At 71.1% G+C, this 21,113-nt stretch carries 20 protein-coding genes and 1 pseudogene; 7 read left to right on the top strand and 14 right to left on the bottom strand.

Going from position 1 to position 21,113, the window contains the following annotated elements:
* Positions 1-28 precede the first annotated feature (28 nt).
* Positions 29-2,023 (bottom strand): putative Ig domain-containing protein, encoded by a 1,995-nt coding sequence (locus OHA17_RS07230; RefSeq protein WP_406505084.1) that lies wholly within the window; start codon positions 2,021-2,023, stop codon positions 29-31.
* A gap of 510 nt (positions 2,024-2,533) precedes the next feature.
* Here OHA17_RS07230 and OHA17_RS07235 point away from each other — a divergent pair.
* Entirely contained in the window at positions 2,534-3,355 is an 822-nt protein-coding gene (locus tag OHA17_RS07235) for a TrmB family transcriptional regulator (protein WP_406505085.1), read from the top strand.
* 20 nt (positions 3,356-3,375) lie between these two features.
* Here OHA17_RS07235 and OHA17_RS07240 read toward each other — a convergent pair whose 3' ends face one another.
* Both OHA17_RS07240 and OHA17_RS07245 read right to left on the bottom strand, forming a co-directional pair.
* Entirely contained in the window at positions 3,376-3,780 is a 405-nt protein-coding gene (locus tag OHA17_RS07240) for a hypothetical protein (protein WP_406505087.1), read from the bottom strand.
* Positions 3,780-4,922: a molybdopterin-dependent oxidoreductase gene (locus OHA17_RS07245; protein ID WP_406505089.1), complete on the bottom strand. Its 1,143-nt coding sequence runs from the start codon at positions 4,920-4,922 to the stop codon at positions 3,780-3,782. The genes OHA17_RS07240 and OHA17_RS07245 overlap by 1 nt, the downstream gene beginning before the upstream one ends.
* A gap of 214 nt (positions 4,923-5,136) precedes the next feature.
* Between OHA17_RS07245 and OHA17_RS07250 the strand changes: the two genes are divergently transcribed.
* The 3 genes from OHA17_RS07250 to OHA17_RS07260 all read left to right on the top strand — a co-directional run bounded on the left by OHA17_RS07250 (position 5,137) and on the right by OHA17_RS07260 (position 7,857).
* A complete protein-coding gene (locus OHA17_RS07250) occupies positions 5,137-5,526 on the top strand; it encodes a VOC family protein (protein ID WP_398879042.1) in 390 nt (129 codons plus the stop codon).
* Between the two features lie 108 nt (positions 5,527-5,634).
* On the top strand, positions 5,635-7,047 hold the full coding sequence (locus OHA17_RS07255) for a glycosyltransferase family 87 protein (protein ID WP_406505091.1): 1,413 nt from the start codon (positions 5,635-5,637) through the stop codon (positions 7,045-7,047).
* 3 nt (positions 7,048-7,050) lie between these two features.
* On the top strand, positions 7,051-7,857 hold the full coding sequence (locus OHA17_RS07260; protein WP_406505093.1) for a helix-turn-helix domain-containing protein: 807 nt from the start codon (positions 7,051-7,053) through the stop codon (positions 7,855-7,857).
* Here the strand turns inward: OHA17_RS07260 and OHA17_RS07265 are convergent.
* Positions 7,847-8,224 carry a nuclear transport factor 2 family protein gene (locus OHA17_RS07265; RefSeq protein ID WP_406505095.1) on the bottom strand — a complete coding sequence of 126 codons (378 nt, stop codon included), beginning with the start codon at positions 8,222-8,224 and terminating at the stop codon, positions 7,847-7,849. The genes OHA17_RS07260 and OHA17_RS07265 overlap by 11 nt on opposite strands.
* Positions 8,225-8,414: 190 nt before the next feature.
* On the opposite strand from OHA17_RS07265, the gene OHA17_RS07270 reads away from it, so the two are divergent.
* From OHA17_RS07270 to OHA17_RS07280, 3 genes are all read left to right on the top strand, one after another.
* On the top strand, positions 8,415-9,083 hold the full coding sequence (locus OHA17_RS07270) for a histone deacetylase (RefSeq protein ID WP_406510655.1): 669 nt from the start codon (positions 8,415-8,417) through the stop codon (positions 9,081-9,083).
* Positions 9,084-9,175: 92 nt separating this feature from the next.
* A complete protein-coding gene (locus tag OHA17_RS07275) occupies positions 9,176-9,733 on the top strand; it encodes a GNAT family N-acetyltransferase (protein ID WP_406505096.1) in 558 nt (185 codons plus the stop codon).
* A gap of 120 nt (positions 9,734-9,853) precedes the next feature.
* Entirely contained in the window at positions 9,854-10,828 is a 975-nt protein-coding gene (locus OHA17_RS07280; RefSeq protein WP_406505098.1) for a glycoside hydrolase family 6 protein, read from the top strand.
* Positions 10,829-10,870: 42 nt separating this feature from the next.
* Here the strand turns inward: OHA17_RS07280 and OHA17_RS07285 are convergent, their stop codons facing one another.
* From OHA17_RS07285 to OHA17_RS07330, 10 genes and pseudogenes are all read right to left on the bottom strand, one after another.
* On the bottom strand, positions 10,871-11,023 hold the full coding sequence (locus OHA17_RS07285; RefSeq protein WP_406505100.1) for a hypothetical protein: 153 nt from the start codon (positions 11,021-11,023) through the stop codon (positions 10,871-10,873).
* Between the two features lie 57 nt (positions 11,024-11,080).
* Positions 11,081-11,416: a hypothetical protein gene (locus OHA17_RS07290; RefSeq protein WP_159047928.1), complete on the bottom strand. Its 336-nt coding sequence runs from the start codon at positions 11,414-11,416 to the stop codon at positions 11,081-11,083.
* Positions 11,417-11,626: 210 nt separating this feature from the next.
* The gene (locus OHA17_RS07295) at positions 11,627-11,821 is read right to left on the bottom strand and encodes an antitoxin (protein WP_386031501.1); all 195 of its coding nucleotides are present in this window, start codon (positions 11,819-11,821) and stop codon (positions 11,627-11,629) included.
* A gap of 95 nt (positions 11,822-11,916) precedes the next feature.
* Positions 11,917-13,026, bottom strand: coding sequence for a serine hydrolase domain-containing protein (locus OHA17_RS07300; RefSeq protein WP_406510656.1), 1,110 nt, complete (start codon positions 13,024-13,026; stop codon positions 11,917-11,919).
* 184 nt (positions 13,027-13,210) lie between these two features.
* Positions 13,211-14,494 carry a hypothetical protein gene (locus OHA17_RS07305; RefSeq protein WP_406505102.1) on the bottom strand — a complete coding sequence of 428 codons (1,284 nt, stop codon included), beginning with the start codon at positions 14,492-14,494 and terminating at the stop codon, positions 13,211-13,213.
* A gap of 347 nt (positions 14,495-14,841) precedes the next feature.
* Positions 14,842-15,638: pseudogene (locus OHA17_RS07310) on the bottom strand (inositol monophosphatase family protein).
* A gap of 41 nt (positions 15,639-15,679) precedes the next feature.
* On the bottom strand, positions 15,680-16,933 hold the full coding sequence (locus tag OHA17_RS07315; protein ID WP_406505104.1) for a DUF2993 domain-containing protein: 1,254 nt from the start codon (positions 16,931-16,933) through the stop codon (positions 15,680-15,682).
* Positions 16,934-17,073: 140 nt separating this feature from the next.
* On the bottom strand, positions 17,074-18,420 hold the full coding sequence (locus OHA17_RS07320; protein ID WP_406505106.1) for an amino acid permease: 1,347 nt from the start codon (positions 18,418-18,420) through the stop codon (positions 17,074-17,076).
* Between the two features lie 69 nt (positions 18,421-18,489).
* Positions 18,490-20,541 (bottom strand): alkaline phosphatase family protein, encoded by a 2,052-nt coding sequence (locus OHA17_RS07325; RefSeq protein ID WP_406510657.1) that lies wholly within the window; start codon positions 20,539-20,541, stop codon positions 18,490-18,492.
* A gap of 159 nt (positions 20,542-20,700) precedes the next feature.
* Positions 20,701-21,105, bottom strand: coding sequence for a hypothetical protein (locus OHA17_RS07330; protein ID WP_053728724.1), 405 nt, complete (start codon positions 21,103-21,105; stop codon positions 20,701-20,703).
* Positions 21,106-21,113: the final 8 nt, after the last annotated feature.

The following is a 21,113-nucleotide window of genomic DNA, read 5'->3' on the forward strand; positions in this document are numbered from 1 at the left end:
CCCCCGCCCCGCCCTTCACGTGTTCAGGTCAGCTCACGTTGACCGCCGTGTCGTCGACGACGAACGACGTGGCCAGGCTGCTGTCCTCCACACCGTTGAACTTGAGGGTCACCGTCTGCCCCGCGAACGAGGAGAGGTCGAAGGACTTCTGCGCGAAGCCGGTGTTCTTGTCGAGGTTGGAGTAGCTCGCCAAGGTGGTCGAACCGGCCGTCACCGTCAGCTTGTCGTAGGGGGTGGAACCGGTCGTCTCCTTGGTGTCGATGTGCAGGTAGTAGGTGAGGGTGGCGTGGCAGCCGGCCGGGATGCTCACCGTCTGGGACAGCGAGTCGGTGTGGCTGGAGCCGTAGCCGTCGAGCCAGGCCTTCCACGAGCCGGAGTGCGCGGCCTCGCCGCTGGAGTTGTCGATGACGCCCGCCGTCGCCGACCAGGGTGCGGCGCTGCCGGTCTCGAAGCCGGGGTTGCCGAGCAGCTGGGTCGCGGTGCAGCCGCCGCCCGCGGTGGTGACGTTCCAGGTGAAGGACGTCGAGCCGCTGGCGTTGGTGGTGTCCTTGGCCGTGACCGTCACGTTGGAGGATCCGGCGGTGGTCGGGGTGCCGGAGATCAGACCGGTCGAGGCGTTGATGGACAGGCCCGCGGGGAGACCGGTGGCGCTGTAGGTCAGCGTCTGGCCACTGGCGGAGTCGGTCGCCTGGATCTGGAGCGAGGCCGCGGTGTTGACCTGCGTCGACTGGTTGCCGGGGTTGGTCACCGAGACGGTGTTGCCGGTGCTGGTGCCGCCGGTGAAGGCCGCGGTGCCGTTCGGGGTGCCGAGGCCGGTGGGGCCGTCGTAGCCCGTACCCGCCTTGCACAGGTAGTTGCCGCAGCTGCCGTTGGCGCCGGAGGTGACGTCGTTCAGCGAACCGGTGTGGGCGTACGGGTAGGACGCCGGGTTGGTGTTCGCGGCCGGGGTGCCGGCGAGGGCGTACACGCCGGCGATGATCGGCGAGGAGGCGCTGGTGCCGCCGTACACGTTCCAGCCGCTGGCCTGGTAACTGTCGTACACCGCGAGGCCGGTGGCGGGGTCGGCGACCGCGGAGACGTCGGCGACGGTGCGCTTGGCGCAGCCGGTGTCGTGCTGCCAGGACGGCTTCGGGTCGTAGGCGGAGCAGCCGGAACCGGCGCCCTGGCCGCCGGAGCTGGTGCCCCAGACCGACTCGGACCAGCCGCGGGCGTTGCTCGCGCGGCTGAGTGAGGTGCCTCCTACGGAGGTCACGTACTGGGAGGCCGCCGGGTACTCGACGCCGTAGCCGCTGTCACCGGAGGAGACGGTGATGGCGACGCCCGGGTGGTTGAAGTAGGAGGCGTCGGAGGTCGGGTCGGTGGAGTCCTCGCTGCCGCCGTAGCTGTTGGAGACGTACTTGGCGCCCATGGTGACCGCGCGGTTCACCGCGGCACCCAGGTCGTCCATGCTCGCGGTGTTGGCCTCGACGAGCAGGATGTGGCACTGCGGGCAGACGGCGCTGACCATGTCGACGTCGAGGGAGATCTCGCCGGCCCAACCCGAGTCCGCGGTCGGGTAGTTGGTGCCGCCGTTCTGGTCGACCTTCTTGAAGCAGCCGTTGGCGGTGGTGCAGGCGGGCAGTCCGTACTGCGAGCGGTAGGTGGCCAGGTCCGACTCGGCGTTCGGGTCGTCCTGCGCGTCGACGATCGCCACCGTCGCACCCGCGCCCGCGCTCGACGACAGGGCGTAGGCGCTCTGCAGGTCGGTGGGGCCGTACCCGGAGGGGGCGGCGTTCGGGGATATGCCGAGGTGGTGCTGCACATCGGTGCGGGCCAGGGCCAGGCAGGACATCACGCCGGCCTTGGCGGCCTTGTCGCACAGCCGCTGGGTGTTGGCGGGCTGGGCACTGTCGGCCTGCGTGGCGGCGCTTACGGACGGGGCCACGGCGATGAGTCCACCGGTGACCAGGGCCGCCGCGGACAGCGCGGCGGTGGCGGCCCGGCGGGTGAATCTGGGTAGGCCGAAGGGTCTCTTCGAGTACAAGGAACTGCCCTCCATGGGGGGTCGGTTCGCCGGATCGGGGCGAGCGGAGGTGCGGGGATGGAGCTGGGTGAGCTGCAGGGCGGATCCGGCGCGTGCGGCAAGACGTGTGCGGACGTTCGGCGGTATCCGTGCGGGGTGATCGGCAGTACGTGTGTGGCGCCTGTGCTGCGTGTGCGATCGGCGGTACGTGTGCGGCACGTTCGGCGGTACGTATGTGCACGTGATCAGCGGGTGCGGCCTTGCCTGATCAGTGCATGACAGTGGCACCTCGCGAAAACTGCCACCCGCTCAAGTGGTGGCAGGGATGAAGGTAGCGACGGCCGACGGGGTCGACAACAGCCTTTGGCAAGCCCCGGGCAAAGCCTTGCCCTCGAAAAGGGATGGATCTCCGGTCGCGCCCGCCGGGGAATTCCCAAAGGATCACAGGGCTGCTCAGAGCCGGGTGTACGTGTATACGGTGGCGGGCAGCTGAGCCGAGGAGGACGCACATGGAGTCGGACGGGGATGCGCATGGAGCCGGATGAGGGGTCGGTCAGCGACCTCGTCGAGCTGGGCCTCTCCCGCTACGAGGCACGGGTCTATCTCGCCCTCGTCAGGCGCGACTCCTACACCGCGGCGCAGGTGGCGCGGGAGGCCGAGGTGCCCCGGCAGCGTATCTACGACGTCCTCGACGGCCTGGTCCGCGCCCAGCTCGCGGTGGCCCACCGGGGGCGCGTCGCCACGTTCACGGCGGTCGCCCCGGAGCTCGCCGTCACCCGCCTGATGAACCGTCAGAGGGAGTCCCTGGAAAGGCTGGAGAAGCTGTCGACGGGTCTCACCTCGCTCCTTCTCCCGCTGTGGGCGGACGGCCGGGCGCACACCGATCCGCTGGACTACATCGAGGTGCTGCGCGACCAGCGGCAGATCGCCGAGCGCTTCGCGGACATCCAGGAGCAGGCCGACTCGGAGCTCCTCACGTTCTGCATGCCCCCGTTCGTGGCCCCGGCCGCCAACACGTCCGGGATCAAGGCGACACGGCGGCTGAGGCGAGCCAAGGGCACGGTGCGGGCGGTGTACACGCACGACGCGCTGGCCGACGCGGAGGTCCTGGAGAACGTGCGGCGGTTCGCCGAGGCCGGCGAGGAGGCCCGCTTCACCCAGCGCCTGCCGCTCAAACTGGTCATCGCGGACGCCTCGTTGGTGCTGTGCGACATGCCGGACCCGGTGGCGGGGACGGGTTCCACGACCGCCCTGTACATCGAGCACCCGGCGCTGGCGGCCTGCCTGCGCCTCGCCTTCCAGAGCGTGTGGGAGACGGCGGAGCCGATGCGGGCGGCGGGGGGCGCGGACTGACCGATGGCCCCGATCCCGTATCAGCGCTCCGGATCGTCCGGCTCGCCCGCCCTCCCCCGGGCCCAGCGCCCCGCGCCGAGCAGCACCGCGAGCACGGCCACCACCGCGAGGGAGATCAGCAGGCCGCGTACGTAATCCAGCGGCAGGACCGAGGAGTTGGCCGTCGGGAGGGGGCGCAGCAGCACCGGGAGGGCGACCAGGGTGAGGCAGCCCGCGGTCAGCAGGGCGCCACGGACCAGGCCGCGGTTCTTCAGGCCGCCGAGCATGAATCCCAGTCCGAGGACCAGCGGCGCGATCACCCCGTCGTGCAGGACGACGCCCCCGGCCAGCCAGATCAGCACGTCCCAGCGTGTGGTCTGGTCCCAGACCAGCAGTCCGCCGAACGCCATCAGCGCGAGCCCCGCCGCGCCCACCACCGTGCGCATCACAGCACCTCCAGCCGGGTGACCCACTTGGTCTGCAGCACGCCGGGGCGGTTCGGCGCGATGATGCGGGCGGGGTAGCCGTGGTCGGGCGCCAGGGTCTGCCCGTTGAGCCCGAGGGCGAGCAGGGTGAGCGGGTCGTGGGCGTACTCACGGCCCATCTCCATCACCCGGTACGAGCCGTACTTCTCCAGGGAGGTCACCCGCACCCGCGCGTCCGGTGCTGCGCCGGCCCGGCGCAGCAGGTCGGTCATGCGCACGCCGCTCCAGTGCGCGGACTTGCTCCAGCCTTCGACGCAGGCGATGGGCAGCACGGATTCGTGCTGGGTGAGCGCGGACAGTTCGGCGAGGGTGAGGGTGTACGGGCGGGGGCCGTCCACCGTCAACAGGTAGGCGGAGGCGTCGACTCGGCCGACTCCGGCGGTGGCGGCGGTCCGGTTGACCGGGAGGCCCTGCGGCCCGTGGTCGGGGTGGCGCGGAGCGAGTACGTCGAAGGTTTTCAGCGGGGTGAGGGACTGACCGACGGTGGTCAGGGTGACCGCGCCGACGGCGGCCGTCACGCCGGTCAGGAAGGAGCGCCGGTCGGGGCCGTCGGCCGCGGGCAGCGCCAGCGTGCCGGACGACCTGCGGCTCCAATGCGCTTTGATTTCCGGGTACTTGACGGCGATGTGCAGCAGCAGGGCCCCGGCGAGCAGCCACGCCACCGCGAAGTGCACCGGCACGAAGTTGAACGGCCACGGATACCACTGCACCGTGTTCAGGAGCCCCGTGAGCAGTTCGAAGACGGCGCCCGCGACGAGGACCGCGACCGAGAGGCGCTCCAGCGCATGGCGTACGGAACGCAGCGGCGGCCATGCGAACAGCCTCGGGTACACCGTCCAGAGCTTGGCGAGCAGCAGGGGGATCGCGGCGATGCCGGACGCCACGTGCAGGCCCTGGGTGAGCCGGTACCCCCAGCTGGGCCTGCTGGGCAAGTAGTCCGCCAGCCATCCGGGCGGGTGCTGGAGGTAGTGGCTGATGAGTCCGGTGCCGAAGCAGATCGCGATCGCGACCCCCAGCCAGCGGCCGATCGAGGTCGCCGTGCGCGCGTCGTGCAGTCGGCCCTTGAAGACGGGCGGTCGCACTGCGGGAAGTCGTGGCGTCATGCCTCCATCCCACCCCGACGGGACCCGGTTCGGGGTGCCTGGACACCTTACGGTTCGCGAACGCCGCCGTCCGGAGCGGGAATGTGATGACGCAATCAATACCGTGACAGGAACACGGGCATGTGGTTAGGATCTTTGGGCAGCATCGCGTGTCGGTCACCGGCCGGGTGAGACATGGAGGTGTCTGTGAGATGCCTGATGGAGGCATTCCACCGTGTCAGTACAGTTGAATCACACCATCATCGCTTCCCGCGACAATCGAGTGTCCGCAGAATTCCTGGGCGACATGCTCGGCCTTGAGGTCGGCAAGGAATGGGGGCCTTTCATCCCCGTCACGACCAGCAACGGAGTCACTCTCGACTTCGCCACGGTGCCCGAGGGCACCGATATTCCAGCGCAGCATTACGCGTTCCTCGTGTCCGAGGAGGAATTTGATGCCGCATTCCAGAAGATCACGGATCTGAAGCTTCCGTTCTTCGCTGATCCGCACCGGCAGCATCCGAACGAGATCAATCACAACGACGGCGGCCGCGGGGTTTATTTCCCCGATCCTTCAGGTCACTGGCTGGAACTCCTGACCGTTCCCTACGGCGGCTGGCAGTAATCCGGTAGCCGAGCAATCCGCCCCCGCGCGCCCGGCAGAACCTTACGGTTCGCGGACGGCGGGGGCGGCCTGCCGTCCGGAGCGGTTCACAGGTGCGAGGCTCGCGGGGTGACCCATGGACGTACCGCATGCACCGCAGCCCTGCTCGCCGCGCTCACCGTCGTGCTCGCCCTCACCGTCCGCCGCGACGGCTACGCCACCGACCCGGGCGGGCTCTCCTGGTGGTACGCGGCGGCCTGGCTGCTGTTCGCCGCGGCCGCCTGGTCGGTGCGCAAGGTGCCGGTCCGCCACCAGGCCGCCCTGATCGTCGCGGGCGGGATCGCGGTGGCCGCGACCGGCCTCCTCGCTCCCCCGCGCACCAGCACGGACGCCTACCGGTACGCCTGGGACGGCCGGGTGCAGGCGGCCGGGATCTCCCCGTACGACCACGCTCCGGCCGACCGCGAGCTCGCCGGGCTGCGCGACCGCTGGCTGTTCCCGACGGACCCGGCGCAGTGCGCGCTGCCGGACCACGCCCCGGTGGACGGCGGCTGCACGCTCCTCAACAGGCCGTCCGTACACACCATTTACCCGCCCGTCGCCGAGGCGTACTACCTGCTGATGGACGAGATCACGCCAGGCTCCGCCCGCCTCAAGCCGCTGCAGATCGGCGGCGCCCTGTTCGCGGTGGGCACCACGCTCGGGCTGTTGCGGATCGTCCGGCGGCGCGGCCAGGACGGGACTACCGCGCCGGTGCCGGCCGTGGCGTACTGGGCGTGGTGTCCGGCCGTGCCCGTGGAGGCGGTCAACAACGCCCACATCGACGGCCTGGCCGTGCTGTTGACGGTCGCGGGGCTCGGCACGCTGACGGGCCGTCCCGCGATCGGGCGGCTGCGGGCCGCGGCGGGCGGGGCGCTGATCGGCGCCGGTGTCGCGGTGAAGCTGCTGCCCGCCGTGGTCCTGCCCGCGGTCCTGCGGCGGCGGCCGGTCACCGTGATCCTGTCGACGGTCGGCGTGATCGCGCTCTCCTACCTCCCGTACGCGCTCGCCTCCCACTCCTCGGTGTTCGGCTATCTCGGCGGCTACACGGAGGAGGAGGGGTACGACGATCCCTCCGCGCGGGGCCGGTTCGCGCTGCTGCGCCTGGTGCTGCCCGACAGCTGGTCCCTGCCGGTCACCCTCGCCGTCCTGCTCGCGGTGACCGCATACGTGCTGCGGCGCAAAAACCCCGAACGCCCCTGGTCCGGCGCCCTGTTGCTGCTCGGCTGGTCCTTCCTGCTGCTCACGCCGGGCTACTCCTGGTACGCGCTGCTCCTGGTCGCCCTCGTGGCCCTGGACGGGCGGTGGGAGTGGCTCACCGTCGCCGCCGCGGGCGCGGCCGCCTATGTGACGACTCCGGCCGCGCCGGACTTCCCCGTACCGACCACGGCGTACGGGGTCGCGGCGGGCGCGGTCCTCGCGGGCTGGGCGCTGAGGCGCCGCGGCAAGGGGCCCGCTGCGGGACACCCGGAGGCGTTGTCACAGGCTCGGGTTAATGTCTGAGCTATGACAACTGCCGCACTCGAAACGGGAGTAGGGGCGATGCTGCGCGGCTGGCGCGAGCAGCGCCGGATCAGCCAGCTGGAGCTCGCGCTGCGCGCCGAGTCGTCGGCCCGGCACATCAGCTTCATCGAGACCGGCAGGTCCCGCCCCAGCGAGGAGATGATCCTGCGCCTCTCCGAGCACCTGGATGTGCCGGTCCGCGAGCGCAACGCGCTTCTCCTGGCGGCCGGTTACGCCCCGCACTACGCGCAGACCCCGCTCGACGACCCGTCGATGAGCTCCCTGCGCGAGGGAATGGAGCGGCTGCTCCAGGCCTACGATCCGTACCCGGCGCTGATGGTGGACGCGACGTACACGGTGCTCGCCGCGAACCGGGGCATGGAGATGCTGCTCGAAGGCGTGGCCGGGCACCTGCTGGCGCCGCCGGTGAACGCGATGCGCCTGACCCTCCACCCCGAGGGCCTCGCCCCGCGCATCCGCAACCTGCCGCAGTGGCGCGGCCACCTCCTCGAACAGATGGAGCGGCAGATCGCGCTGCTGCGCAGCGACACCTTGCGCGTGCTGTACGACGAGGTCGCCGCCCACCCCGTGCCGGCCGGCCGGGAGGAGCCGGGTGATGCGGGGGCCGGCCCGGTGTTCCCCTTCGCGCTGCCGCTGCGCATCGAGCACGCGGGGACGGTGCTTTCCTTCATATCGACCATCGCCACGTTCAACACGCCGATGGACGTCACCGTCTCCGAGCTGGCCATCGAGACGTTCCTGCCGGCCGACCCGGAGACGGCGAAGTACCTTCAGTCGCTCATGCCGTAGCCGGTACGCGGTCGAGGAATCCGGCCACGGTACGGATGCGGCCGTCCTCGGCGAGGGCGATCACGTCGAATCCGGCGACCGGGGCCGAGCCGTCGGCGGCCGACACCAGCTCCCACCCGAAGCGGGCGACGTCGTGATGGCCGTCGACCGCGCCGAGCAGCCGGAACTCGAACCCCGGGAACTGGGCGTGCGCCCCGGCGATCACGGCGGCCACCCCGTCGTGGCCGGCGACCTCGGCGAGGGGGTCGGTGTAGGACCCGTCCTCGGTCCACGCCGCGGCGACGGCCTTGGCGATATCCTCGGCCGAGCCGGCGTTCCAGGCCTCGAAGTAGCGGGCGACGGCGGTCTCGTAACGGTTCTCGGACATGGAAATCAGCCTCCGTGACGTATGTGATGCCTGGTCAGAAACCCGGGACCCGACCGGAGTGCGCCGCCCGGGTCCCGATGTCCCCAACTCTGCCGGGGGACGGCGAGGGGGTCGATTACCGCAGAGGTAATGGAGAGGTGACGGGGTGGACGACAGCTCGGCCGCAGGTGGTCCGGTCGGCGCGGGCGGGATGGTCTGGTACGCCTCGTACGGCTCCAACATGCATCTCGACCGGCTCGCCCACTACATCGAAGGCGGGCGGCCGCCGGGCGCGGCCCGGGCGTACCCGGGGTGCCGGGACCGCCGGCCGCCCACCGAGTCCGTCTCGGTGGAGCTGCGCGGGGCGCTCTACTTCGCGACCCGGTCGCCGGTCTGGCAGGGCGGCCGGGCCTTCTACGATCCCGATGCGGACGGCCTCGTGCTGGCCCGCGGCCACCTGGTCTCGGCGGGTCAGTTCGCCGACATCGCGGCGCAGGAGATGTACGGGGACCCCGGCGCGGACCTCGACCTCGGCGAGGTGCTGAGCACGGGACGGGCGGTGCTGGGCGACGGGCGGTACGAAACCCTCGTCTGTACGGGCCGGCTCGACGGCCGGCCCGTGCTCACGTTCACCGCCCCCTGGCGCATGGACGAGGTCGCCTGGGCAGCCCCCTCGGCCGCCTACCTCCGGCACCTGGCCATGGGGCTGCTGGAAGCGGGTACTTGGGACGAGGACGTGGTCACCGCCTATTTGGCGGACTGCCCGGGCACGGCGGGCCTGTGGACCGCGAAAGCCGTCGCGGAACTCCTCGCGGAGCGACACCGTCCACGGGAGCGGACTGAAAACGTCCGCAACAACCGGCCCCCACCCAGCTGTTGAGCAGGTCGGGCCCCTTCTTAACCGCCCGCCTCACCTCCGTACTCTTACGCATGCGGCTAGGGAAAAGGGACCGCGTTGCGAGGAGGACGGGAATGACGATGACTCTGCGGGTGGAGGCGACGGCGACGTCGGGCGGGCTCGTGCTGCGGCCCTGGCTTGCGGACGACGCCGAGGCTGTGATCGAGGCGTACCGCGACCCCGAGATAGCCCGCTGGACGACCACCGCGATGGAGACCTCCAAGGACGCGCTGCGATGGCTCGAAAGGCAGTGGGAGGGCGGGGAGACCGGGAAGCGGCTCAGCTTCGCGGTCTGCGAGGCCCGACTCGGCGGCGGATACGGCAAGTTGCTGTGCAACATCTCCCTCAAGTGGAACGAAGAGGGCCGTGAAGTCGGCCAGGTCGGCTACTGGACCATGGCCCACGCCCGCGGCCAGGGCGTGGCCCCGCGCGCCCTGGAAGCGCTCTCGGGGTGGGCCTTCGACGCCTTCGCCGGTGACGGGCTGCGCCGCCTCGAACTGCTCCACCAGGTCGACAACCTGGCCTCGTGCCGCGTCGCGGAGAAGACCGGCTACCGCCTCGACCGGATCCTCCCCGCCTACCCGCCCCGCTACCCCAGGGACGGCCACGTCCACGTACGCGACGCGGACTGACCCGCATACGGGCTTGTCCTTTCGTGGCCGTTCCCCCGTACGGCCCTCGATCCGGGCGCGAGGCGGGCTCCGGGTGCCAAGATCTCCGCGTATTGGTGGGTTCGGCATTCCTGGAGTCCCATGTCCGGCTGGTCACGCTCCCGCATCGGCTGCTGTCTCGCGGCGCTCGCCGCCGCGCTCTCACTCGGGTTCGCCGCCCCGCGGGCCGCGCCCGGCGATCCCCAACCCCGCCCGTACTGGGTGAACCCGGTGAGCTCGGCCGCCACGCAGGCCGCCGAGTGGCGCCGGGCCGGGCGCACCGCGGACGCCGCGCTCATCGAGCGCATCTCGCTGCGGCCGCAGGCGGAATGGCCGCCGCCCGAGGGGGTCGAGCAGTCGGTGCGGGGCGTCACGAGTGCCGCCGCGCTCGCCGGACGGGTCCCGGTCCTCGTCGCGTACAACATCCCCCACCGCGACTGCGACGGCGACTCGCAGGGCGGCGCCGACGGCGCGGCCGGCTACCGGCTGTGGATCGACGCGTTCGCGCGCGGCATCGGCGAGCGCCCGGCCTTGGTGATCGTCGAGCCGGACGCGGTCGCGCACCTGGTGGACGGTTGCGAGTCCGCCCCCTCGAAGGAGCGCCTCGCTCTCCTCGCGTACGCCGTAGGGCAGTTGAAGCGGGGACCGGCGACGAAGGTGTATCTGGACGCCGGGCACTCCGACTGGATCACCGACCTGTCGACCCTGGCGGACGAGCTGGTCCGGGCGGGCGTGGGCAAGGCGGACGGGTTCTCGCTCAACGTCTCCGCGTTCCAGACGAACGCGTCCAGCGCCGCGTACGGGCACCGGCTCTCGGCCGCGCTCGGCGGCAAGCACTTCGTCGTCGACACCAGCCGCAACGGCAACGGCCCGTACGCGGGCAGCGACTCCTGGTGCAACCCGCCCGGCCGGGCCCTCGGCACCCCGCCCACGGCGACCACGGGCGATCCGCTGATCGACGCCTACCTGTGGATCAAGCGCCCCGGCGAATCGGACGGCGACTGCCGGGGCGGGCCGGGCGCGGGGCAGTGGTGGCCGCAGTACGCGTTGGAGCTGGCGCGGAGGGCGGGTGCGTGAGCGGTGGACGCCCGAGAGAATCCGGGCGCCCACCTCACGGTTCTAGCTCCTCTGGCGCTCCTCCTTCGGGCGCTCCTCCCGCCTCTCTGTCGTCTTCATTCCCTTCTTGGGCGTACCGGTCCCGACGGGCCGGACGCGGGCGGCCTCGGCTCGGATCATGGCGTTGAGCGCCGCGAACGGGTCGATGGGCATCACTGAACCACCTTGCTGCATAGGTGAGTTGACTGACCGATCCGGTTCCGTACGGAACGGTCAGCAGCGCAGCACCACACAGCGAACGCCCGTCGCGGCAGCGGGCCGACGGGCGTTGTCGTACGCGGCGGAGGGCGGCGACACGGATTCCGGTCGCGGCGCCTCGGCCACCGGCGGGCGGACCGGCCGCGCGGGCCGGAACGGCTGTACGGGAAGTACCGCTTCGGCCGCGTCCTGGACGCCCTCGCTCGACGGTTCGGGGGCGACCGACACCGCGGCCGCGTCCACCGTCCGCTCCTCGCACGCCTGCACTCCGGGCGTCGCCCCGAACAGCGCGCAGAGCACCGACAGCACCACGAGGACGCGGCGCAGGGCGGCGAGGGAGGCGGACGGCACGAGGACCACTCTGCCCAGCTATGCCCGTTACGTGCAGGAACCCCGGGCAGGTCCGCTCTACCGGGTGACTCCTCTTGACATACCGACCCGAACTGGCACATCGAGCCGGGTCGGGCGCCGGGCACCACTGACCCGCCCTCGCGCGCGATCCTCGGGGATCGGCGGGGGCGGAGTCGTGGTCGCGACCGTGCGGGACCCAGCTCTCGGGATCTAGCTCTGCGGAGGGGTGTCCTGCGGCTTGTCGGAGCCCAGCTGCTCGTTGATCTTCTGCTGGGCCATGTCGACCTGGCTCTGGTACTTGTTGCCCGTCTTGGCGTCGAAGGCGTCGCCGGCCTTTTCGACTCCCTGCCGCGCGGTGTCCTCGTGACCCTTGAGCAGGCCCTTCAGCTTGTCGAGCATCGACATATCTGCCTCCTTGCGGATGCTGGCACACCCAGCATCCACGCATTCGCCCGGATTCGCACCCCCAGGCGCAGGCCGCCCGGGGGCGGGTGGGGGCGTTAGCGGCACAGAGCCGTGTCCACGGCCGCCTCCACGCGCCGCTCGGCCGCCTCGTCCGACGGCGCGGTGGTCACCGCGACGTAGGCGCCCCGGCCGTCGTCGGTGGCACCGCCCCGGGTCTCGTACCCCGGGATGTCGCCGCCGTGGCCCCAGTACACGCCGCCGCACGACAGCGGCCGGCTCACGATCCCCAGCCCGTAGCGGTCACCGTGGCCGAGCGCTTCGGCCGGGACGGTCGTACGCATCTGGGCGAGCTGGGCGGCGGGGAGGAGACCACCCCCGAGAAGGGCGGTGTAGAACCGGTCGAGGTCGGAGTTGGTGGAGATCATCTGGCCTGCCGCCCAGCCCCAGGAGGGGTCCATCTCGGTGAAGTCGCGCAGGGGCGCGCCCGCCGAGTCTCTGCGGTAGCCCTTGGGGTGGGCCTCGCGGATGGTCATGTCACCGACGGCGGGGAAGTAGGTGTGGCGCAGCCCGACGCGGTCGATGACGCGGTGGGTGATCTCCTCGGCGAGCGGCCGGCCGCTGACCTTCTGGATGATCAGGCCTGCGAGCAGGTAATTCGTGTTGCTGTACGCCCATTTCGTGCCCGGCGGGAAGTCGGCCCTGTGCTTCAGGGCGCGGTCGAGCAGCTCGCGGGGTTCGAAGTACTGGTACCGGACGGCGTCGACGTCCAGGCCGTCGGTGTAGTTGGGGAGTCCGCTGGTGTGCTGGAGGAGCTGGCGGACGGTGATGTGGCGCCCGTCGATGCCTTCGCCCCGTACGAGTCCGGGGAGGTAGGTCTCGACCGAGGCGTCGAGGCCGATCTTCCCCTCCCCGACCAGTTGCAGCACGACCACCGCGGTGAACGTCTTGGTGTTGCTGCCGATCCGCACCTGCCCGTCCTTGGGCACCTTCGAACCGGTGGCCAGGTCACCGACCCCCGCGGTGTAGTTGCGGACGTGGCCGTCACGGTCCTTGACGCCGGCCAGTGCGGCGGGCATGCCGTCGTTCCGCACCAGTGCGTCGAGGCTCTGCTGTACGGAGTCCGGCTTGGCGGCCGCGGACGCCGAGGGCGGTGTCAGCGCCCCCATCGCCATGACCGCGGCGGCCACGGCCACTGAGGCCGACAAGAACCTGCGCCGACCGGACCGCCGCCCCTCGGACGAACCGCACCCCTGCCATGTCTGCTCGCGCACGAAGCAACTCCCTTGGAATCATTGGGAAACCGGCGAAATCTTCCGGGCCCAACGTTTCCGGATACGGCCGCCCGAGGTGATCAGGCTGCCCACCCGATTCCGGGTGGGGACAACCCCCCTACTCCGCCAGCGACTTCGCGAACAGGCCGTAGAGCTTGTGGTTCGCCTCGTCCTGGTTCGGGATGAGGACGAGTACGCGAATGGTCAGCTTTCCCTTGGCCGGGACGATGTGGACGCCTTCGGGAGGAGAGCCGAGGACGACGTTGCCGTCGGAGCCGTCGTCGATGATCAGCCCCCAGAAGCTGGTTTCGAATTCCGGGGCGAGCACCGATCCGTCCGGGAGCTGGCCGAAGCCGACATTCCAGTGCTTCACATCGGTCTCCCCGGCGTGCATGGTGACGTCGTAGGAGTGGATGTACTTGTGGGTCTGCCAGTCCTGCCAGGAGGAGTTGAATGTGTAGTCGACCTTGAGGTTCTTGTTGGCCGCGGTGAAATTCACGGAGTCCGGCTCCGACTCCTGGCCGCCGCGGACGGCCGTCGCCGTCACGCTGTGCTTGCCCAGCGACCAGCCGCCCTCGCGGGCGTAGCTCCACACGTTGCTGGTCACCTTGGCGGTGCCGAGCCGGGTGCCGCCCGCGGTGAGCGTGACCGTGTCGGCGTTGAACGCGACGCCGTCGACGGTGGCCCCGCTGTCCACTTCGGCGCCCTCCTTGGGCGACCTGATGTCCACGACAGGCGTGGGCAGGGTGACGTAGAAGCGCAGCGGCGCCCGGCCGGACTGCACGTTGTCGCGCACGGCGATGGCGGACAGGTCGTGCTGGCCGAGCGGCCAGTCCGTGTCCGGGGCGTACTCCCACTTGTTGTCCTTGACCGGGCAGCTGCCGAGGAGCCTGGACCCTTCGTGGAGCAGCACCTGCTGGACGTCGGGGGCCGCGTTGCCCTGGATGGCCTGGCGGCGGTCCTGGATCTGCGCGCTGGGCTTCGGCGCGGTGAACACCGGGAGCGGCACGGGCTTGTTGAAGGCGAGCGCGGACTGGGCCTGGTCGTTCCAGGTGCCGGTGGAGCTGCCGGAGAGCGGGGTCTTCGTGAGGTCGGTGATCGAGGAGTTGGCGGGGACGGGCAACTGCGCGCCGCCCTGGTTGGTCCGCGTGAAGAGGATGTTGTCCCGATCGGTGTTGTTGACGACGCTGCTCACACCGTCGTCGCTCTGGTCGAAGCCGTAGTCGCTGAAGTTGTTCGCCGTGCCGTTGGCCGGAATGACGAGGATTTTGGTGCGCGGTCCCCCGACGTTGTAATTGACGTCGGCGAACAGGGAGAAGGCGTTCTTGGGCGCCGATTCCTTTCCCCGCCCGGTGATGACGTACGGCTCGTCGGCGGCCTTTCCGTTCCCCTTGGCGGTCATGCGCGTCCCCAATCTCTCGGCCGATTCGGTGGGCGCAAGGCTGCCCGCGGTATGTGAGGCCGTCAATTGCGCAGGGCTCGTTCGCGTGGCGTTCAGGCCAGCGGGGGTGGTGGCTGAATTCCGGGCGGCGCGGGTGGGGAATGGGGGTGATTCCAAGGAGGGTTCCGAGCCCCGTGCGGGCGGCGCCACCCGGACCCGGGGTGGCCACTCACGAGCGGCGGCGGACCGGACTGGCCGAGTCGATGACGATCCGGTGAGCGGCCGGTGCGCCCTTCGTCCGGTTCAAGTCCCCGGGTTGACAGGGTAGTTTCAAGTCCCTGGTCTGCCTGGGTAGTTGGGGCGTGGGGCTAGCCCCGGCCGCGGATGATCGCCATCAGCAGTTCGTGGGTCTCGGCGTCGGCCGCCGCCACGAGGCCGCGGCCGGCCGGACCGAGCGGGGCGCCGTCGATGCCGGTGACAACGCAGCCGGCCGCCCGGCACACGGCGATGCCGGCGGCGAAGTGCACGCTGCCCGAGAGGTCGCCGCCGTCGGTGACGTACGCGGCCCGCTTGCCGGCCGCGACCCAGGTCAGCGCCAGCGTCGTGGACACCACCCTCGGCCGGTACCGGGCGACGAAATCGGGGCGGGCAAGCAGGTCGGTGGCCCGGAACCCGGGCGCGTTCGGGAACGGCGGATCCAGGTTGACGTCACCAGGCGCGTGGCGGGCGAGGGCACCAGCGCGTCGTCGCTCCCGTCACGCCGTACCCAGGCGGTCGCGCCGTCGGTGCAGAAGACCTCGCCGCTGAACGGGTCGGCCACCGCCGCCGCCCGGTCGCGCAGCGCCACGTTGACGGCCACCAGCATGGTGGCGACGGCGTAGTTCAGCGTGCCGCACAACGGGTCCACCAGCCACTGGCGCCCCGCGTCGGCGCCACCCTGCTGGCCGCCTTCCTCGCCGAGCACCGCGTCATCGGGGCGAGCGGCGCGGATGACGTCGAGGATCGCCTTCTCCGCGGCCACGTCGGCGGCGGTGGCGAAGTCTCCGGCGCCCTTGTCGATGCGGGAGAGCCGCCGACCGTACAGGGAGCGCACCACGTCCGCGCCGGCGGCTGCCGCTGCCATCGCGACCTCGGCGTCGTCGGAACGCGCGGATGAGTTGATCATGCCGCGCATGAATACCGGCGCCCTGTGCGACGGTCACGGCGTCACCGGCCCTTCCCCACCGCCAGCCCCATCCCCGAGACCGTCGCCACGATGCCGTTCTTCTCGACGTGCACGCCGCGCAGTTGGAGGTCTTTCGCCTCCTTGGGGAGCGTGAAGGAGAAGGACAGGCGGTCGGAGAGCTCCGGGGGGCGCATCGCGATCAGGCCGGTGATCAGTTTCGGGTCGATGCCCACCTTGGCGAGGAGCCAGGGGTGGTCCGCCACGACATCGACGAGGTTGACCCGCATCAGCTGGTCGATGAACTGGGGCGTTCCCACCAGTTCGTGGAGCTTCGCCTCGTTGCGCAACGCCAACTCGACGTCCTTGTCCGGCACTCCGAGCCGCTTCACCACGGCCGGTACCGAAAGGAGCGCCTTGACGCGCGCCGTGTCCCGGCTGATGAGTTCGGCGGTCTCGCGGTGCAGGGTCAAGCCCCTGTCCCGGCCCGGGCGGTATGTGGCGATGCCGGGCATGTCGAGGCTCATGCCGTCGATGTCGGTGGACAGGCCCTGGTCGCCGACGAGGCGCAGCTGGGCCTCCGCGCTGACGTGCAGCTCCTGGCCGGCGATGGTCAACTTGCCGTCCGCGCCGACCGAGTTGTCGCCACGGCGGCTGAACTTGACCTGGGATGCGGCGAGTTCGCGGTTCAGGTCGTCGAACGACAGGGTGATCTCGCCGTCCAGGTTGCCGACGACCGCACCGCTGATGTCGCTGGGCAGATTGCCCGTCAGCTCGATGTCACGGGCGCTCGCCCGCACCTTCGCGAGGGACACGCGGTCGGCGGGCACGTGCGGCACGGTGACGTCCACGCGCTCCAGGTGCTTGTCCAGGACCTGGGTGAGGAAGGGGAAGCCGTGGATGTCCACCTGGGGCGCGGCCGCCAGATGGAGGTCGTTCTGGATCGTCTGCTGCGCCTTCTTCTCCGCGTACATCGCCGCGCAGCGGTCCGCGAGGACCAGGAACCCGGCGCCCACCACCAGGGCGACGAGCAGTTTGGCCGCGCGGGGCACGGCCGCGAGCAGGCTCCCCCGGCTGCGGCGACGGCGCCTGGCGCGGCGGCGCCGCGGCCGGGACCAGAAGTCGTGGTCGGGGTCGGCGTCCACCCGGCCGGAGGGCGCCTCGGCCGGTATCGCTTCCGGTATCTCCTCGGTGGCGTAACCGGGGTCGTTCCAGGGTTCCTCGGCCGGGTGGGGGTCGGGCTCGGGGTCGGCCAGGGCCGCGAGTTCGTCATAGGGGTTGCGGTAGCGAGCGTGCATGCGTGTGGGGGTTCGCATCGGCTCATCCCACCACACATGATCCACTCGTCCGCAACCCACTACCGGCGGTACGTCCCAAATGGCCCGAACCCTGACGCCCCGTTGACCCCCGCGCGGCGCGCAGGGTGGCGAACAACACGTCAGGCGGCGGACTTCCCCTGGGTGTGCTGCTTGCGGGCCGCCATCCACGCGTACACGAGGACGCCGGCGAAGAGGAACAGCACGCCCTGGTAGACGGCCTCGTAACCGGAGCCCGCCACCAGCCACATCGAGAAGCCGAAGGCCAGGACGGCCAGGACCGCGTCGCGGATCATTCGGGAGCGGTGCACGCGCTCCCCCTGGCCGGAGGCGAGGAAGTAGATCTGCGCGGCCGTCGACAGGAGGTAGGGCACGGTCGCCGTGAAGGTGGTCACCAGGACCAGGATCTCGAAGACGCCCTTGGATCCGGCCGTGTAGTTGTAGACCGTCAGGAGCGAGGCGAGGACGGCGGTGACCAGGACGCCCACCGTCGGGACGCCGCGCTTCTTCTGCCCGAACACCTGCGGGAAGAGGCCGTCCTTGGCGGCGGCGTACGGGGTCTGGGCGCTCAGCAGGGTCCAGCCGTTGAGGGCGCCGACCATGGAGACGAGGGCGGCGAGCGCGACCGCGGTGCCGCCCCAGGAGCCGCCGAACATGGAGTTCACGGCGTCCGTGAAGGGGGCGGTGGAGCCGACGAGCTTGTCGTGCGGGACCGTGCCGAAGACGGAGAGCGTGCCCAGAAGGTAGATCACGGCGGCGCCCATGGTGCCCAGGATGGTGGCGCGGCCGACGTTGCGGCGCGGGTCGCGGACCTCGCCCGCGCTGACGGCGGCGGACTCGACGCCGAGGTAGCTGAACAGCAGGATCGCGGCGGAGGCGGATATCGCGCCGAGCCCGGACTGGCCACCGGCCTGGAAGGGGCCGAGATTGGCGGGATCGAAGAAGAAGAGGCCACCGACCGCGACCAGGAGCAGCGGTGCGAACTTCATGACGGTGGCGACGAGTTGGACCGCGCCCACGTACCGGGTGCCCGCGAGGTTGGCGAGGGCCGGGAGCCACTGGAGCAGCAGGGCCGCGGTGATCGTCGCCGCCTTGGACTCGTGCACGGGTATGAGCACGTCGAGGTAGCCGACGGCGGCGACCGCGAGGGCCGCGTTCGAGACCCAGGTGGTGATCCAGTAGGACCAGGCGGCGAGGAACCCGGCGAAGTCGCCGAAGGCCTCGCGGGCGTAGACGTACGGGCCGCCGGTCTGCGGGTGCCGCTCGGCGAGCCGGCCGAAGACGAGGGCGAGCATGATCGCGCCGGCGGTGAGGACGGCGAACGCGACCAGGCTGATCGTGCCGAACGGGGCGACGGAGGCGGGCAGCAGGAAGATTCCGCCGCCGATGATGTTGCCCATGACCAGAGCGGTCGCGACCGGCAGGCCGAATTGCCGGGCGTGCTTGCTCTGGGTTTCTTGCGTGGTCATGGTGGGTGGGGGCGCCTCTCGTACGGGACAAACCTGACCATGGTCGGGTACGTGGGGCACCGCACAAAATCAGCTGGTTTTGTCCTGCCGGGTGAGGCCGCCGACCGGAAATGGTCCTTCCGGTCGGTCCGTTGACGGCGAATTCTCCACTCCGGCCAGGACCTCGGCACTCACCGGGACCTGCGGGCCCCGGCCCTCGCGGAGCCAGCGGCGCAGGACGTGGTGCACCTGTTCCGCGCCGACGAGTTCTCCTCCGTCCGGCACCGGTTCGGTGAGGTCGAGCGGGGAGAGCAGGAAGGGGTGGGACTGCTCGCCGCCGAGTCCGCCGTGCGAGCCGATCTGCTCCTCGAAGGCGTGCACCTGGCCGGTGGCCGGGTCGTACATCGAGTTGACCATGATGTCGGCGGTGTGCGGGAAGGTGTCCGTGCGGCGCACCGCGTCGGCCGCGCCGCGCCCGAAGCCCTTCAACAGGCCTTCCCCGTCGGCGAGTTGGGCCAGCGGCACCTCGCTGCCGCCCCGGCCGAGCACCACCGCGCCGTGCTCCTGGCTGCGTACGAGGAGGAAGCCGATGCCGGGGTGGCTCGCCAGGGTCGCGAGCAGCGCCGGGTGGCGGCGGTCGATCTGCTCGCGGGTCATGCGGCCCTCGGCGTCGGGGAAGGAGATCAGGCCGAGGTTGCCGGAAGCGAGCACGACCGGGTCGGACCCGGGTCCCGGCCGTGATTCCTCACCCTCCTCGACCGGGCGGTGCAGCGCGACCCGCACCGCGTCTCTCGCTTCAGCACCGCTGCGGGTGCGGCGGGCCCGGCGCGGCACGGGCAGCCCGCAGCCGGCCCGTACGAGATCCTTCAGGGTCAGTCCGTACGCGCCCTCGAAGGTGTCGCCGGGGCTCTGGCCGTGGTCGGACAGGAGCACTATGCGGTAGCCGCGCGGGGCATGCTGAGCGGCGCCGGCGATCAGCGCGAGGGAGCGGTCCAGGCGCCCGAGGACCTGATCGGTGTCCCTGCCCTGCGGCCCCGAGTGGTGGGCGACCTCGTCGTAGGCGACGAGGTCGGCGTAGACGGCGGTGCGTCCGGCGAGCATGTCGCCCATGACGGCGGCGACGACCACGTCCCGCTCCACGACCGTCGCGAAGGCGCGGATGAAGGGGTAGAGGCCGCCGCGTTTGATGCGCGGGGTCTCCTTGCGGACCCTGGCCCGGGTCGACTGGGCGATCTCGCGGCCGGCCTCGGCGACGAACGAGAGCGCGGTGCGGACCGCGTTGGCGGGGTCGGAGAAGTAGGCGAAGTATCCGGCGCGGGAGCGGTTGCGGCGGCCGCGCCGGGCGGCCACCGTCAGGACCAGGGCGACCTGGTCGGCGCCGCCGGAGAACAGATTGCCGCGGCTGGCTCCGTCGAGGGTGAGCAGTCCGCCGTCGCCGGTGCGCTCGACGGCCCGGCGCTGCAGTTCGACGGCGGAGGCGGGCCGGTTGGAGACCATGACGTCGCCGCTCTCCTTCTCGTACCAGCGGAAGGCGGGCACGTCGAAGGTGGAGCCGTGCAGGATGCCGAGCTGGCTCGCACCGGTCTGGCTCGACCAGTCGGTGCGCCAGGGGGTGAGCCGGTGCGTGCCCTTCAGCCAGGTGGCGACGGTCGGCATCAGGCCCGCATCGACCGCGTCGCGCAGCACGTGTTCACCGACGCCGTCGAGCTGGAGGAAGACGATGCCGGGCGGCTGCGGCACCGGCCCTTCGCCGCGCCTGCGCCGGCGGCGGTCGGCGAGCCGGGAGAGCCGGCGCCGGTAGGCGTCGTCGTCGCGTACGGCGAGCGCGGTCGAGGTCGCCGACGCCACGGCGGACATCACGGCGGCGACGATCACCGCGGTCTCGGGCTCGGCGGCGCCCCGGCCGGCCGGGATGAGGCGCAGCGCGATCAGGAGCAGCGAGCCGTTCAGGAAGAACACGAGGAGACCGAGCACGAGCGCGGGCACCAGCAGGAACGCCCGCACCACCAGCGGCCACACCAGCGCGCTGAGCAGGCCGAACGCGCCGGCGCCCCAGGCCGCGGTGAGCGCGACCCGGGTGATGCTGTCGCCGTTGTCGGAGGTGAGCTTGAAGTCGGGCAGGATCCCCGCGAGCAGCATCATGGTGAGCGTCGAGACGACCCACACGACGATCACCCGCAGCAGGGCGCTGCCCGTCGTCCGCCATCGCCCCACGCCGCCCGCCTTTCGCCTTGCCCGTTCCTTCTCCACCCTGCCATAAGGGTGCAAAGGGGCCGTGACGTCGTGCGCGGGGGGGTGCCGTCAGCAGCCGTCGTATCCGGCGGTGGGCATCGACAGGCGGCGGTGGATGTGGGCCTTCTTGGTGGCGTCGTAGGCGGGCTCGTCGAGCCCGGCCGTCTCCAGGCGCACACCGCGCCGCTCGCACTCGGCGGAGAACTCCGGCACGGACGTCAACGCCCGTGCCAGAACACGCTCGTTGGGCGCGACGAACACGTCGACGAGGCCCGCGTCCACATCCGCCCAGAGGCCGACGTGGTCCGGACGCAGACCGTAGAAAAGCAACTGCCTGGTGACGACGTAGCCTCGGCCCGCGGCCCACTTCGCACACATCTCGTGCTGGCTGCGGGTGTCCACCAGGAAGGGATCGAGATCGAGTTCTTCGAGCGGGGTCAGGCTGGCGATCGCCGCCACACGTACGTCGTCCATACCGTCCC

The sequence above is a fragment of the Streptomyces sp. NBC_00212 genome (assembly GCF_045206365.1).
GTDB lineage: Bacteria > Actinomycetota > Actinomycetes > Streptomycetales > Streptomycetaceae > Streptomyces.

Coding starts and splice junctions, on each gene's coding strand:
- OHA17_RS07235 (WP_406505085.1), top strand. CDS start 2,534: ATGGAGCCGGATGAGGGGTCGGTCAGCGACCTCGTCGAGCTGGGCCTC.
- OHA17_RS07240 (WP_406505087.1), bottom strand. CDS start 3,780: ATGCGCACGGTGGTGGGCGCGGCGGGGCTCGCGCTGATGGCGTTCGGC.
- OHA17_RS07245 (WP_406505089.1), bottom strand. CDS start 4,922: ATGACGCCACGACTTCCCGCAGTGCGACCGCCCGTCTTCAAGGGCCGA.
- OHA17_RS07260 (WP_406505093.1), top strand. CDS start 7,051: ATGACAACTGCCGCACTCGAAACGGGAGTAGGGGCGATGCTGCGCGGC.
- OHA17_RS07265 (WP_406505095.1), bottom strand. CDS start 8,224: ATGTCCGAGAACCGTTACGAGACCGCCGTCGCCCGCTACTTCGAGGCC.
- OHA17_RS07270 (WP_406510655.1), top strand. CDS start 8,415: ATGGTCTGGTACGCCTCGTACGGCTCCAACATGCATCTCGACCGGCTC.
- OHA17_RS07275 (WP_406505096.1), top strand. CDS start 9,176: ATGACGATGACTCTGCGGGTGGAGGCGACGGCGACGTCGGGCGGGCTC.
- OHA17_RS07280 (WP_406505098.1), top strand. CDS start 9,854: ATGTCCGGCTGGTCACGCTCCCGCATCGGCTGCTGTCTCGCGGCGCTC.
- OHA17_RS07295 (WP_386031501.1), bottom strand. CDS start 11,821: ATGTCGATGCTCGACAAGCTGAAGGGCCTGCTCAAGGGTCACGAGGAC.
- OHA17_RS07305 (WP_406505102.1), bottom strand. CDS start 14,494: ATGACCGCCAAGGGGAACGGAAAGGCCGCCGACGAGCCGTACGTCATC.
- OHA17_RS07315 (WP_406505104.1), bottom strand. CDS start 16,933: ATGCACGCTCGCTACCGCAACCCCTATGACGAACTCGCGGCCCTGGCC.
- OHA17_RS07320 (WP_406505106.1), bottom strand. CDS start 18,420: ATGACCACGCAAGAAACCCAGAGCAAGCACGCCCGGCAATTCGGCCTG.
- OHA17_RS07325 (WP_406510657.1), bottom strand. CDS start 20,541: ATGATGCTGCTCGCGGGGATCCTGCCCGACTTCAAGCTCACCTCCGAC.
- OHA17_RS07330 (WP_053728724.1), bottom strand. CDS start 21,105: ATGGACGACGTACGTGTGGCGGCGATCGCCAGCCTGACCCCGCTCGAA.